Annotated in this window: 13 protein-coding genes; all 13 read right to left on the bottom strand. The window is 55.4% G+C overall.

Annotated features, from left to right (window positions below; all coding sequences use genetic code 11):
• Positions 1 to 599: phosphohexomutase domain-containing protein (locus F0319_RS06475; protein ID WP_478210371.1), on the bottom strand; the 599-nt coding region annotated here is incomplete at its 3' end.
• 111 nt (positions 600 to 710) lie between these two features.
• The gene (gene cpsB, locus F0319_RS06470) at positions 711 to 2,147 is read right to left on the bottom strand and encodes a mannose-1-phosphate guanyltransferase (protein ID WP_047174549.1); all 1,437 of its coding nucleotides are present in this window, start codon (positions 2,145 to 2,147) and stop codon (positions 711 to 713) included.
• A 3-nt stretch (positions 2,148 to 2,150) separates the two neighbouring features.
• Positions 2,151 to 3,374, bottom strand: a complete 1,224-nt coding sequence (gene wcaI / locus F0319_RS06465) for a colanic acid biosynthesis fucosyltransferase WcaI (RefSeq protein ID WP_149366518.1) — start codon at positions 3,372 to 3,374, stop codon at positions 2,151 to 2,153.
• The gene (locus F0319_RS06460) at positions 3,371 to 3,850 is read right to left on the bottom strand and encodes a GDP-mannose mannosyl hydrolase (RefSeq protein WP_115875796.1); all 480 of its coding nucleotides are present in this window, start codon (positions 3,848 to 3,850) and stop codon (positions 3,371 to 3,373) included. Before F0319_RS06460 ends, wcaI begins: the two co-directional genes overlap by 4 nt.
• Before the next feature lie 2 nt (positions 3,851 to 3,852).
• Positions 3,853 to 4,818, bottom strand: coding sequence for a GDP-L-fucose synthase (gene fcl / locus F0319_RS06455; protein ID WP_013097874.1), 966 nt, complete (start codon positions 4,816 to 4,818; stop codon positions 3,853 to 3,855).
• A 2-nt stretch (positions 4,819 to 4,820) separates the two neighbouring features.
• A complete protein-coding gene (gmd, locus tag F0319_RS06450; protein WP_003863514.1) occupies positions 4,821 to 5,942 on the bottom strand; it encodes a GDP-mannose 4,6-dehydratase in 1,122 nt (373 codons plus the stop codon).
• Between the two features lie 24 nt (positions 5,943 to 5,966).
• Positions 5,967 to 6,515 carry a colanic acid biosynthesis acetyltransferase WcaF gene (wcaF, locus tag F0319_RS06445; protein ID WP_149366517.1) on the bottom strand — a complete coding sequence of 183 codons (549 nt, stop codon included), beginning with the start codon at positions 6,513 to 6,515 and terminating at the stop codon, positions 5,967 to 5,969.
• Between the two features lie 15 nt (positions 6,516 to 6,530).
• Positions 6,531 to 7,277 (bottom strand): colanic acid biosynthesis glycosyltransferase WcaE, encoded by a 747-nt coding sequence (gene wcaE, locus F0319_RS06440; protein WP_149366516.1) that lies wholly within the window; start codon positions 7,275 to 7,277, stop codon positions 6,531 to 6,533.
• A 16-nt stretch (positions 7,278 to 7,293) separates the two neighbouring features.
• Entirely contained in the window at positions 7,294 to 8,514 is a 1,221-nt protein-coding gene (gene wcaD / locus F0319_RS06435) for a colanic acid polymerase WcaD (RefSeq protein ID WP_008499419.1), read from the bottom strand.
• Complete coding sequence (gene wcaC, locus F0319_RS06430; RefSeq protein ID WP_149366515.1) at positions 8,489 to 9,706, bottom strand: colanic acid biosynthesis glycosyltransferase WcaC; 1,218 nt, start codon at positions 9,704 to 9,706, stop codon at positions 8,489 to 8,491. The genes wcaD and wcaC overlap by 26 nt, the downstream gene beginning before the upstream one ends.
• The gene (gene wcaB / locus F0319_RS06425; RefSeq protein WP_115875801.1) at positions 9,703 to 10,194 is read right to left on the bottom strand and encodes a colanic acid biosynthesis acetyltransferase WcaB; all 492 of its coding nucleotides are present in this window, start codon (positions 10,192 to 10,194) and stop codon (positions 9,703 to 9,705) included. The genes wcaC and wcaB overlap by 4 nt, the downstream gene beginning before the upstream one ends.
• The gene (gene wcaA / locus F0319_RS06420) at positions 10,194 to 11,036 is read right to left on the bottom strand and encodes a colanic acid biosynthesis glycosyltransferase WcaA (protein WP_023312403.1); all 843 of its coding nucleotides are present in this window, start codon (positions 11,034 to 11,036) and stop codon (positions 10,194 to 10,196) included. The genes wcaB and wcaA overlap by 1 nt, the downstream gene beginning before the upstream one ends.
• Positions 11,037 to 11,101: 65 nt before the next feature.
• On the bottom strand, positions 11,102 to 13,264 hold the full coding sequence (gene wzc, locus F0319_RS06415; protein WP_111965784.1) for a tyrosine-protein kinase Wzc: 2,163 nt from the start codon (positions 13,262 to 13,264) through the stop codon (positions 11,102 to 11,104).

Below are 13,264 nucleotides of genomic sequence, written 5' to 3'. Positions count from 1 at the left end.
ACCGGCACGTTCAGGGCCTTAAAGCGCGCCTCCAGGGCATCGACAACCGGGCCGGCCGCGCCGTTGCCGGAGTTAATTACCAGCTTCAGCGGCTTCAGGTTTGCCACGTTGATGTAGCCCAGCAGGTGGTCGATGTATTCTTTCTGCAGGTTGATTTTTTTGTAGCTGCCGCGCTTCGCCTCGTTCACCGGCGGGAAATCGTTGGCTTCCGCCAGGCGCTGCACGTCGCGCAGGCCGGTGTCGCCGCTGATAGGACGGGCGCCCTTGCGCACCAGCTTCATGCCGTTGTAGTCCATCGGGTTGTGGCTGGCCGTCACTTCGATACCGCCGTCCACGCCCAGGTGGAACGTGGCAAAGTAAATCTCTTCGGTTCCGGAAAGGCCGATGTCCAGCACGTCCACGCCTGCATCCTGCAGCCCTTTCGCCAGGGCCAGCTTCAGGGATTCACTGGTCAGACGCACGTCACCGCCCAGCACGATGGTCTGCGGTTTTAAGTATTCGCCGTACGCGCGGCCAATGCGCCACGCGATATCCTCATTCAGCTCTTCGCCCAGCTTGCCGCGAATATCGTAGGCTTTAAAACAGGTTAATTTTTCCATGATGACCCCTTTTTCAGGCAACAGTCGGCCCTGACCACTAAATGGCCAAATTGATTTTTTTGTCATTCGTAGGCCCGGTAAGCGTAACGCTACCGGGCATAATGCAGAGTGCTACACCCGCCCGTAGCGGTCCTGGAAGCGCACGATATCGTCCTCTTCCAGATACGAGCCGGAGCGCACCTCAATTAAGTCGAGAGGAATTTTCCCCGGGTTCTCCAGACAGTGCGTCGCCCCCAGCGGAATATAAATGGACTCGTTTTCGCCCAGCAGTTTGACTTCACCGTCGATAGTGACTTTAGCGGTACCCGCAACCACCACCCAGTGCTCGGCGCGGTGATGGTGCATCTGCACCGACAGCCCCTCGCCCGGCTTCACGGTGATGCGTTTCACCTGATAGCGGTCGCCTGCGTCGATGGAATCATATTTACCCCAGGGACGGTAGACTTCACGGTGAATGTGGTGCTCGTGGCGTCCATCCGCCTTGATCTTCTCCACCACTTTTTTAACGTCCTGCACGGCGTTACGGTCAGCAATCAGCACCGCGTCTTTGGTCTGGACCACCACCAGATCCTTAACCCCAACCGTGGTGACCAGGCCGGACTCGGCGTAGACGTAGCTGTTTTCCGTTTTGTGGCTAATGACATCGCCGTGGTGGACGTTACCCTCAGGGGTATGGGCGCTGATCTCCCACAGGGAGGACCAGGAGCCCACGTCGCTCCAGCCCGCATCCATCGGTACCACAACGGCGTCCGCCGTGCGTTCCATCACCGCGTAGTCAATCGACTCTTCCGGGCAGGCGAGGAACGCCTCTTCATCCACGCGGATGAAGTCGAGATCCGGGTCCACCACCGCCATCGCTTTCTCGCAGGCGTGCAGAATATCCGGGCGATATTTGCTCAGCTCTTCCAGATAGCGTCCGGCGCGGAACAGGAACATCCCGCTATTCCAGTAATACTCACCGCTGGCGACATACGCCTGCGCGGTTTCCAGATTCGGTTTTTCAACGAACTGCGCCACGTCAAACGCCACGCTGTCGCCTTCACCCGGCGTCACGTTGCCGCGACGGATGTATCCGTAGCCGGTTTCCGGCAGATCCGGCACGATGCCGAAGGTCACCAGCTTACCGCTTTCGGCGTAAGGAATGGCCGCACGCACCGCGTCGCGGAAGGCCTCTTCCTGCTGGATGACATGGTCTGCCGCCAGCACCAGCATCAGCGGGTCACAGTTCGGGCTGCTGCGTTTTGCCGCCAGCGCCGCCAGGGCGATCGCAGGCGCGGTATTGCGTCCGGCAGGCTCCAGAATGATGTTTTCTGTTAGTTTGTTCAGCTGACGCAGCTGCTCGGCAACAATAAAGCGGTGCTGTTCGTTACAAATCACCACCGGGCTTTCACACTCCACGCCGTGGAGACGGTTCACCGTCGTCTGCAGCATGGTGAGATCCCCTTTCAGGCAGAGGAACTGTTTTGGATAGAGCACGCGGGACAGCGGCCACAACCGGCTACCAGAGCCACCAGCCATCACAACCGGATACAAAGTGGTTTGACTCATGATTTATCCCCGTATATCTGCAATAAATTGGCTCAGCACGTTCTCTTTCTCAAGCGTGCGTTCGGCATATTCACGTGCCACCGTGTTCACTTTTGGCATGGCAAGTGCCAGCTCAATTCCGGTGACCAGCGCCGGAACCGATTCCGGCTCTACGCACACGGCAATCCCCGGATAGCTGTCACACAGCTGGCCTAATTCAGTTTCGGCTTCGGCCGTAATCACCGCGTTGCCGCCCACTGCCAGAATGTTGGTCAGCTTGGACGGCAGCACCGCATCCGCCGCGCCGCGTTTTTGCACTACCAGATGGCAGTCGCCCATCTTCAGCAGCGCAGGCAATGCCTCGTAAGACTGAAGCGGGAAGAATTTCACGTTGGTCATGCCGCGTTCGTTGACCATTTTTTCCAGACGCGCTTTCCCACCGCCCTGCCCGACAATCACAAACGTCCATGGATGTTTGTTCAGCAGTTGAGCCGCCTCGATCACGCTCTCCAGCCCCTGCTTTTCGCCGATGTTGCCTGAGTAAAGAATGATTTTTTGATCTTCAGGCAAACCGAGCTGCGCGCGAAGCGCCTGAGCGTCTTGCTCAGTCACGTCGCGAAAACGCGCCACTTCGGACCAGTTCGGGAAGAAGATCACCTTCTCCGCCGGGACGCCTTTCTCTTGCGCCTTGTTCATCATCGAGCGCGAAATAGTTGAGACGTAATCCACGTTGTGTAAGCCACTGCGCTCAAAGGCGCTGGCGAGCTTCGCCACCTTTCCACCTTTGCTTTTGCCTGCCATCCCCAGGCCCAGCATGGCGTCCACTTCATAATCCTGAATGTGCAGCAGGGTGCGCGCGCCGGAGAGTTTGCCCAGCAGGCGCATGCCCGGCGTGCAAAACAGCGTCGGCACCACGCCGATAATGCGATCCGGCTTCCAGCGACGCTGCGCCATCAGCGGGAAGAAGCTGCTCAGAGCAAAGCTGCCGAGATGAATCAACCGCTTCAGCGTCGAGGGCTGCTTAGGCACATACAGGGGGCAGCGCCAGACGGTCGCTGCGCCCTCTTCGCGACGGTAGCGCCAGCTTGAGTAGCGCTCCCCCACTTTCCATTCCGGGTAGTACGGCGGCGCGGTAATGACCCGCACGTCATGTCCCTGGCTCGCCATCCACTCGACCATCTCGCCGGTGTATTTACCGATGCCGGTTAATTCCGGCGAGTAGTTGATTCCGTATACGAGGATCTTCATAAGCCCGGCACCCCGGACTGACGTTCAGCGAGGAAATAGGCGCGACTGTTGTCATGCACATTGTCGCTCGCCAGCAGCGCCTCTGGCGTCTGCCAGCGGTAGTCGTCGTGCTGAGAATCAGGCAGACGCAGGTCTGCCTCACTCACCTTCAGGCGGAACCCCAGCACGATGTAGTGCGTGGTGAACCCGGTGCCTGAAAAGTTATCGTCATAGAAGTGCTGCCAGACCCCGTAAAACTGGCCCGCTGCCATCGGCAGCTGCAGGCCCAGTTCCGCCAGAGTAAGACGCTCAAACGCATCGGCAAGCGTCTCATCCTTCTGCACGCGCCCGCCGGGCACGAACCAGAAGCCCTGTGCAGGACGGTTGGTTCGTTTCCCCAGCAAGAACTCGCCGCGTTCGTTCTCCACGATCAAATCAATTGAGATGAGCGGAGTGGAACGCACTACCGTGGCAAAATCTTCCTGACTTAAAAACATCGTTACCCCCGGAAGCGGTGCTGGTTTTCCAGGAACCACTGGTAGGTACTGGCCAGACCCTGCTCCAGTGACACCTCGTGATACCAGCCCAGCTGATGCAGACGGGTCACGTCCAGCAGCTTGCGCGGCGTGCCGTCCGGTTTCGTGGCGTCAAACACCACGCGGCCTTTATAGCCCACCACCTGCGCGATGGTCTGCGCCAGCTCGCGAATGGTGCAGTCCACGCCGGTACCGACGTTGATGTGCGACAGCATCGGCTCGGTGTTCTCCTGCCACACCTCGCGATCCAGCTCCATAACGTGAATGCTGGCCGCAGCCATGTCGTCCACGTGCAGGAATTCACGCATCGGCGTACCGCTGCCCCACACCACCACGTCCGGGGCGTTCTCGGCGGTCGCCTCGTGGAAGCGACGCAGCAGCGCCGGGATCACGTGCGAGTTGCTCGGGTGGAAGTTGTCGTGCGGTCCGTACAGGTTGGTCGGCATCACCGAACGATAGTCGCGGTTGTACTGACGGTTGTAGGACTCGCACAGCTTGATCCCGGCAATTTTGGCAATCGCGTACGGCTCGTTGGTGGCTTCCAGCGTGCCCTGCAGCAGCTCGCTTTCGGCGATCGGCTGTTTCGCCATTTTCGGGTAAATACAGGATGAGCCGAGGAACAGCAGCTTGTTCACGTTGTGCAGATGCGCCGCGTGAATAATGTTGCTCTCAATCATCATGTTTTCGTAGATGAAATCCGCCGGGTAGGTGTTGTTGGCAACAATGCCGCCCACCTTCGCCGCCGCCAGATACACCTGGTCAATGCGTTCGTTAGCAAAGAAGTCCTGTACCGCACGGCTGTCGAGCAGGTTAAGCTCGTCGCGCGTGCGTACAACCACTTCGACGTCACCGCGCTGTTCAAGCTGGCGAACAATCGCGGAACCCACCATTCCGCGATGACCGGCGACAAAAATACGTTGTTTTGTCATTCTCAGGACTCCAGCGCGATGGCAACCTCGTAGCCATGAGATTTGAGCAGGGAGTGCTTTTTCGCTGCTTCAAGATCTTTGGCTACCATCTCGGAAACCATCTCCTGCAGAGTGGTTTCTGGTTTCCAGCCCAGCTTCTCGTGCGCTTTGGTTGGGTCGCCCAGCAGGGTTTCTACTTCAGCAGGACGGAAGTAGCGCGGGTCAACCTGCACAATCACGTCGCCAGGCTTCACGCCCGGTGCGTCATGGCCGGTCACGGAAACCACGATGCCCTTCTCTTCCACGCCGGTGCCTTCGAAGCGTAGCTTGATGCCCAGCTGTGCGGCAGCCATTTCAACGAACTGACGAACGGAGTACTGCACGCCGGTCGCGATCACGAAGTCTTCTGGCTGTTCCTGCTGCAGCATCATCCACTGCATTTTCACGTAGTCTTTGGCATGGCCCCAGTCACGCAGGGAATCCATGTTGCCAAGGTGCAGGCAAGACTCCAGACCCTGCGCGATGTTGGCGATAGCGCGGGTGATTTTGCGGGTCACGAAGGTTTCGCCGCGACGTGGGGATTCGTGGTTGAACAGAATGCCGTTACAGGCGTACATGCCGTAGGATTCACGGTAGTTCACGGTGATCCAGTAAGCGTACAGTTTCGCTACCGCGTACGGAGAGCGCGGGTAGAATGGCGTGGTCTCTTTCTGCGGGATTTCCTGCACCAGACCGTACAGCTCAGAGGTGGATGCCTGATAGAAACGGGTTTTCTTCTCGAGGCCCAGGAAGCGAATCGCTTCCAGCAGACGCAGCGTGCCCATGGCGTCAACGTCAGCGGTGTACTCCGGGGATTCGAAGGAGACCGCAACGTGGCTCATCGCGCCCAGGTTGTAGACTTCATCCGGCTGCACTTCCTGCAGGATACGGGTCAGGTTGGAGGTATCGGTCAGGTCGCCGTAATGCAGGTGGAATTTCGGGTTCGCCGCGTGCGGATCCTGATAGATGTGATCCACACGTTCGGTGTTGAAAGAAGACGCACGACGCTTAATACCGTGTACTTCATAACCTTTTTCCAGCAGTAATTCTGCCAGGTAAGAACCATCCTGCCCGGTAACGCCGGTGATGAGAGCGACTTTAGACATGTTTATATTCCTCTACTAATGAATTTAATCAGTTTCAACGCGTTCGCGTATCACCACTGCGGGGTTGCCACGGCAAACTTTATTTGCCGGTAGCGATTTAAAAACGCTGCTGCGGGCACCGACTACCGTGCCATCGCCAACAGAAACACCCGGTGCAACAAAAACATCCGTTGCCAGCCAGCATTTTTCGCCAATCACAATAGGCGAGGCGGTAATATCAAAATGCTGACTCATAAAGTCATGGCTTCCGGTACACAAATAACATTTCTGTGAAACCACCGAATTTGCGCCAATCGTAATCTCGCCAAGGGTATATAACACCGCGTCATCCCCTACCCAGGCATAATCCCCGAGCGTTAATTTCCACGGATAGGTAATTTTCACCGAAGGCCGAATGACTACGTTTTTTCCTATTTTTGCGCCAAACAGGCGCAATAAAAATGCTCGCCAGCGGTACAGTATTTGCGGTGACCAGGCAAATAAGGTGCCCTGAACGGCCCACCATAGCTGCACTTTAATACCGCCCGCCCCCCGAAAACCTTTCGGTACGGAGAAACCGTTCAGATCCTGCATTACGTTTCCTTATATTCAGGCTTTGTTATATAAGGCTTTCGTTTTACTCGTGGTGCGCACGCGTAAAAAATAAGATAATTCCGCCCAGAACCCCGGCACGCGTAATATTTTACGCTGTACATTTTTGGCATCCTGGCACAACTCCAGATTATTCGAGGTTGACACACCACCCATTGAAAATTCAGATACCAGCCCTTTAATTCGGCGGAACGGGTAACCTGACTTATACAGACTGGCTGCCAGCGCATAATCGGATGACACTTTATACTGCAAATCGTAAGGCTGTTTTTTCAGACCTTTTACCGGAAAGAAAATGGCCTGATGGCTGGCGGGCAAACTATGGTAGATATACCAGCCCGGCTTCGCGCTGCGGCACACTTTATGTCCGTCGCCAAAATCAAGCATCGCATCGCCAATATACATTGCGTCCTCTTTCTGGCGCGCCAGCTGACGGGCAAACAGCGCCACGTCGTCATGGAAAATATCACCCGAATTCAGGAAGATGGCATAACGGCCTTGCGCCATATTGATGCCTTTGTTCATCGCATCGTAGATGCCTTTATCTTTCTCACTGATGTAGCGTAAGTTGAACTCACCGTTGAGTTTTTCCAGAAACTCCGCCGTGCCATCGTTCGAGCCGCCGTCGACCACAATCCACTCAAAGGTGAGGCTTGGATCGCGCGCCAGGTTGCGCAGCGAGCGCCAGGTTTTTACCACCCCTTCGTAATTACGAAAAGCGACAGTAATGACGCTAAGAAACATAAATCACCTCATTTCGTCATACGTGCGTAATATTAAGCGCTTTGCGCAGAATAAACGGACAGACAATCAAGAAAGCATATTCCGGGCTAAATATTGACCCGGTAAAAAACAGCGACACCGGCGTAAACAGATAAAGTTGCACGCGAAAGTTCTGGTTATCACCAAACGCGTTAATCATCATTTTGAAAACTTTAAACAGATACCACAGCGTCAACAGTACGGCGAACCACGAAAAATAAATAATTAACAGATACAGACCATTGTCTATGGTTTTACCGACATCCGCACCGTTAAAGATTCCGAATGATGCAACATATTCGTAAAGTGAGCCGAATCTTACTACACCATCAATATGGGTTAAGGAATAACCCACCATCACCAGCGGTCCAATGATGCGATAATAGGACGAAGACCCTTCCGTTCCCAAATCACCCAGACGTTCTGAGATGTACGGGAAGGCAAATATCACGCCCACCATAAATACCGTCAGGGAGATAATCGCCAGCGGCAGTTTTTTCTTAATCGCATCTTTGTTCAGGTACTGAAACGCCCATTCCAGCAGGTAAAACAGGATAAATGTCATTACCCCTGAGAACGATCCAGAGAGAACAATTCCTGCAAGAATCATAGCATCGGTCTTAGGCGTTTTGATACCAAACTGTTTGATGCTGAGCCAAATTGAGATTAACGCCAGAGCGAAAAACGCCGGTTCAAAATAGAGGGCCGTGGTACGCTTCCCGCCGAACTTGATGAAGTTCAATACATAGCTGTTGCTGTAAATGAGATATTTCGAAATTATCTCCATCAGGCTGCTGCCGCCGGTAAGAATAATTTGCGCCATCTCCATTGCAGCAAGCATAACAATTAACGCAACGGCAATATAAAAGAACCTGAGGATTTTCCGATAATTGTGCGGAGAAATCGTTTTGAAGCGAATACTCCAGACCATTCCGATAATAATAACGATATAAACAAACAGCATGGTCGAGGTGACGTATTTACTGGCATCCAGCGACTGGCCAAAGATGTAGTTAAACAGCGTCAGGCCCGTGCCCAACCCTAAGGCAATCATCAGCTTCTTAAGGTTGATTTTATCGACATACAGCAAAAGCAGAACGGGCAAGAAGGTGACGATGGTTATCGGAAAGCTTTCGCCGAGCTGGGCAATTTTGACGTTGACCAGCAGGTAGATCAGCGGCAGCAGCAGATAACTACAGATTCTGATAGAACGAGACATATTCCTCCAGCATCTGTTGTCCACTGTAGGCCTTGCGGCTGCGGTTGCGGAACGATTCCAGGTCAGTGCCAAAAACGGCCTGAGCGATCTGCGCCTTCGGCAGCTGAACCAGCGGCAGAACCTCCTGCTCGGCAAAAGTTTTGCCGCCGGATTTTTCCAGCACTTCACGTGCCGCATCGCTGTGGGTGGCAATCACCGGCACGCCGATGGAGAGCGCTTCACAAAGGATCAGCGGATAGTTATCCACGCGTGAACTGAATACCAGCGCATCCATTTCATTAAGCGCGCTCATCAGCTTGCGCTTATCGGTTTCAAACCCGTGGTTCACCACGTTATCCCCTTCGAACGGGGAAAATTTGCCGAAGGTATGAAGCTCAATTTTGTCACCCAGCGCCATCATGTCGCGCACCAGCTGCTGGTTTGTTTTCCCGTCGTAGCGCAGGTCATGCGCTACGATAGCAATTTTCGGTTTGCCCGCGGTTTCTGCCACCGGCGTCAGCTCGGCGAGAATGGCTTCCGTCGCCACGTCGATGCCGTTGTTAATAATCTGACAGCGCCCTGCCCCGTACAGGCTGTTGAAGGCATCGGCCACGTGCTGGCTCGGGGAGATAAACGTACAGCCGAGCGACAGCATGTCGCGGAAAAGCTGGCGCTTTCCGGCGACCAGCTGATGCGCGCGATCCACCTTCACCGGCGGGTAGTTGCTTAATGTGGGGCACTTCTGGCAGTTATCTTTCCAGCCTTCGCAGCCGTCGGTAAACGCACAGCGCCCGGTTACGCTCCAGTGATCGTGCAGCGTCCAGACAAAGCGGGTGTCGGGCTTGTGGGCCTGCACCTTCTGGCAAAACGCCACCACCTCTTCCAGATTCAGCCAGTAGCTGTGCAGCACGTGAAAATGCAGCACAACCGGGCCGGTGGTACGGGTTACCGTGCGGTACAGCGTGTTCAGGTTGCCAAACAGATCGCGGTTAAACAGACGGAACAGCGCAATGTTAGCAATCGAGGTCAGGCGCGGCGTGTGCTTATGCACCTGCGGGAAATTATCGTGGCTAACGCTTTTCTTGCCGCCTTTGCCATAGCCGTAAATAAAACGAGACTGGAGTCCTTTTTGCAGCGCGCGCTGGTGCAGATCCAGCGCCACCCCTGCCGCTCCGCCTTCTGCGAGGCGTACGTTAAATTGCAGAATGTTCATTTAATCACCTTCACGCGGGCTTTTTCTCCCACCACCAGCGCGTTATCCGGAATGCTGTCCAGCACCACGCTGCCAGCACCAATCGTGACGTTATTACCAATCGTAATGTCACCGATGATCACCACGTTCGCGCCCAGCTCGACGTTATTGCCGATAACCGGGCAGGCCAGGCTGTCCGGCCCGCGGTTGCCAATGGTCACCCCATGGCGGATGGTGAAATCATCCCCGGCAACCACGAACTTGTTGATCACCACCGCATAGCCGTGATGGATGGTAAAGCGGCGGCCAATGGTGGCAGCGGCCTGAATTTCATAGCCAAAAAAGCATTCGGTAATGATGCGGTACAGCACCAGCACGGGTGCCGCCCAGATATTGTTCAGCACATTTTTCTTGCGCCACACCGAGCAAAAGTGCGCGATGCGGTACGCCAGAACCATGCAGCACGGACGCAGGCTCCAGCTGTTAGCGCGGCAATCTTCCAGAAACATTATTTCCCCCGAAGTCCATCAGCCAGACGCTTGCCGTTACGCACGGACAGCAGCGTCAGCAGCGTGCGCCAGTTCATGCGCTTATTGCGGATCTGATAGAGGGTAAAGAGCTGATATTTACGGCTGGCACGGTCAAACTTGTCCTTGTGCTTGCGGTAAAAATGGAAGTAGCCGGAGAACTTCTTCGGCGAGGAGGTGATTTGCATCTCCCCGTGATTGATGTGCAGGATCTGCGTAGCCTCTTCTACTTTCCACGGCTCGCCGTATTCCACCACCATGCGCAGGAAAATATCGTAATCCTGCGCGGCCTTGAGTTCGGTATCAAACAGGCACTCTTTGAAACGCCAGGCCCAGGTGAATACCTGGTTACCAATGATGTTGCGCTTGTAGAACAGGCGGCGTGAGTACGGTGATTTCGGGTACAGCGGCAGGCTGGCGGGCTGCGAGTAGACCTCGCCCTGGCAGACATAGTCGTTGGCGTACAGGAAAGCGTGCGTAACCAGCTGTTCTTTATGCGACAGGAAAATAGACAGGCGGTTAGGCGTCCATTCGTCGTCGTCGTCGATTCCGGTGAGATACTGCCCTTTGGCCTGCATAATCGCCTGATTACGCACCGCACAGGCGCCGGAGTTGATGGCGTTGTGGGTATAGACCACCCGCGGGTCGTTGAGGTCAGTCACAAACTTTTGCAGCTGTTCATACGAGGAAGAGCAGTCATCAACGATGATCAGCTCCCAGTTATCGTAATCCTGACGTAACACCGACTTGATTGCGCGGATCGCCAGCTGCTGACGATTCCATGTCGGCATATAGATTGAAACTAAAGGGCGTTGTGTGGTCATGATCTTCCCCTGATCCCTCACCCCGCCCCTCTCCCCTCGGGAGAGGGTTAGGGTGAGGGGGATTGTTATTTGCTGTCAGACTTATATTCGTACTCGTAATACCCGTAATCCTGGTACCCGGTCGCGCGGCGGAAGATGGAGTTCAGGATCACCCCTTTCACCTCAATCCCGTTCTGCTCGAAGCGACTCAGGCTGGTTTCCACCTCTTTCAGGGTGTTCACCGCGTAACGCGCTACCATCAGCGTGGTGCCCGCATGGCGGCCAACAACGGCTGCGTCGGTCACGGCCAGAATTGGCGGCGTATCGATCAGCACCAGGTCGTAGTTTTTGCTCGCCCACTCCACCAGTTCGGTGAAGCGTTCGCTCATCAGCAGTTCGGACGGGTTAGGCGGCACCTGACCGCGTGGGATCAGATCGAATTTCGGCACCGTTGTAGGTTTCGCGCTCTGGCTGATGTCACCTTTACCGAGCAGGATTTCCGACAGACCGTTAACGTTGTTGGTACCCAGCAGCTCGTGGGTGTAGCCCTTACGCATATCGCAGTCGATCAGCAGCACACGCTTGTTGGTCTGGCTGACAACGGCCGCCAGGTTGGCGCAGACGAAGGTTTTACCGATTGACGGGCTAACGCCGGTTAACATCAGGACGTTGTTTTTGGCCTGCATCATCGCGAAGTGCAGGCTGGTGCGCAGGCTGCGGATCGCTTCGATAGCGAGGTCGGTTGGGTTACCCACCGCCAGAAGCTGGCTCTGTTTGTAACGCTTAACGCCCTTGATGGTTTTCACGCTGTCACGGGATTTTTGCCACTCAGACAGCGGAATGCTGGCATAGACGTTGATACCGCTCTCTTCCAGCACCTGCGGGCTTTCGATTCCGCGGTTGAACAACGAACGCAGCAGTACACCGACGATGGAGAGCATCAGGCCGAGAATAATGCTGCCGAGAATAATCAGCGCTTTCTTCGGCTTCAGCACCCCTGGCTGGGTAATCGCCGGGTCGACAATACGCACGTCACCGACGGTACTGGCTTCGGTGATTTTCAGCTCCTGCTGCTTGTTCAGCAGCTGCATGTAAACCTGCTGTCCGGACTCCACGTCGCGGGTCAGACGCACGATCTCCTGCTGCGTTTTCGGCATCGCGGTCACGCGGTCATTGAGCTTCGCCTTCTCCTCTTCCAGCGTACGGCGTTTCTCCAGCAGCGTGCGGTAGGCCGGGTGGCGTTTGGTATAAAGCTTGGAAATTTCCGCCTCTTTGAAGGTCAGCTCGTTGAGCTGCGCATCAATGTTGACCATCGAATCAAGGACCGATTTTGCCTCCAGCGGCAGGTCAACGGAGTCTTTATCCTGACGATAAGCGTTCAGCTTGTTCTCGGCTTCATCCAGATGGGCGCGCACTTCCGGAAGCTGTTTTGACAGGAACGCCAGGCTTTTCGCCGCTTCCGCCGACTTACGCTCGACGTTCTGCTCAAGGTAGTTGCGGGTAATGCTGTTCAGGATGTCGCGGATTTGATCCTTATCTTCACCGGTAAAGGTCATGCTCAGCACGCCGGTGTCCTTACCGTTTTCGGTGACGGTCAGGTTGTTTTGCAGATTGTTGATCATCCCCAGCGTGGAGAATTTGGTGACGGTGAATTCACCGCCCTCCTGGGCGTTAATCGCGCTGACCATCATGCTGACGCCGTCTTTGGTCAGCATCTGCCCCACTTCACCGCGGGCGCTAAAACCTGCGTCGCTGGTTAGCTGATACTGTTTCGGGCCAAGAACCGTCAGGGTAAACGTCTGATCGGCAGCCCCTTTCGGCAGCACAAAGTCAGTGACTTTCACCGTGTCATTGCTTCGCCCCATCAGACGGTCCCAGCCGGCACCAAAGACTGGGAAGGTATTTTTGGTGACGGAGATATCGAGCCCGAGATCGTGAACCGTTTTACCCAGCACCAGACGTGACTGGATGAGCTGAATTTCAGCGTCGGATGCCGGCGGCTTGTTCGCCAGCGCGGAGCCGATATCCTGCACCAGCGAGTTGCCGGTATTCTGCTCGATCTGCACCAGCGCGTCGGCGCTGTAGATAGGGGTGGCGAACAGCGTATAAACGACGGCCGCCGCGGCGAATACGGCGGTAATGCCAAGCACCCACCACTTTGCCTCTACAACAGTGCCGACCAGGCGCCCAATATCAATTTCATCACTGCCCGAAGTCGGGGCGGCAGAAGGTCTTGTTTTTTCTGTCAT

The sequence above is a fragment of the Enterobacter vonholyi genome (genome assembly GCF_008364555.1).
Lineage (GTDB): Bacteria > Pseudomonadota > Gammaproteobacteria > Enterobacterales > Enterobacteriaceae > Enterobacter > Enterobacter vonholyi.
Note: the sequence above shows the minus strand (reverse complement) of the source record. Positions and strands in the feature narration are given on the sequence as shown.

Coding starts and splice junctions, on each gene's coding strand:
- wcaC (WP_149366515.1), bottom strand. CDS start 9,706: ATGAACATTCTGCAATTTAACGTACGCCTCGCAGAAGGCGGAGCGGCA.
- wcaF (WP_149366517.1), bottom strand. CDS start 6,515: ATGCAGGATCTGAACGGTTTCTCCGTACCGAAAGGTTTTCGGGGGGCG.
- wcaI (WP_149366518.1), bottom strand. CDS start 3,374: ATGAAGATCCTCGTATACGGAATCAACTACTCGCCGGAATTAACCGGC.
- cpsB (WP_047174549.1), bottom strand. CDS start 2,147: ATGAGTCAAACCACTTTGTATCCGGTTGTGATGGCTGGTGGCTCTGGT.
- wcaB (WP_115875801.1), bottom strand. CDS start 10,194: ATGTTTCTGGAAGATTGCCGCGCTAACAGCTGGAGCCTGCGTCCGTGC.
- wcaA (WP_023312403.1), bottom strand. CDS start 11,036: ATGACCACACAACGCCCTTTAGTTTCAATCTATATGCCGACATGGAAT.
- gmd (WP_003863514.1), bottom strand. CDS start 5,942: ATGTCTAAAGTCGCTCTCATCACCGGCGTTACCGGGCAGGATGGTTCT.
- F0319_RS06460 (WP_115875796.1), bottom strand. CDS start 3,850: ATGTTTTTAAGTCAGGAAGATTTTGCCACGGTAGTGCGTTCCACTCCG.
- wzc (WP_111965784.1), bottom strand. CDS start 13,264: ATGACAGAAAAAACAAGACCTTCTGCCGCCCCGACTTCGGGCAGTGAT.
- wcaD (WP_008499419.1), bottom strand. CDS start 8,514: ATGTCTCGTTCTATCAGAATCTGTAGTTATCTGCTGCTGCCGCTGATC.
- fcl (WP_013097874.1), bottom strand. CDS start 4,818: ATGACAAAACAACGTATTTTTGTCGCCGGTCATCGCGGAATGGTGGGT.
- wcaE (WP_149366516.1), bottom strand. CDS start 7,277: ATGTTTCTTAGCGTCATTACTGTCGCTTTTCGTAATTACGAAGGGGTG.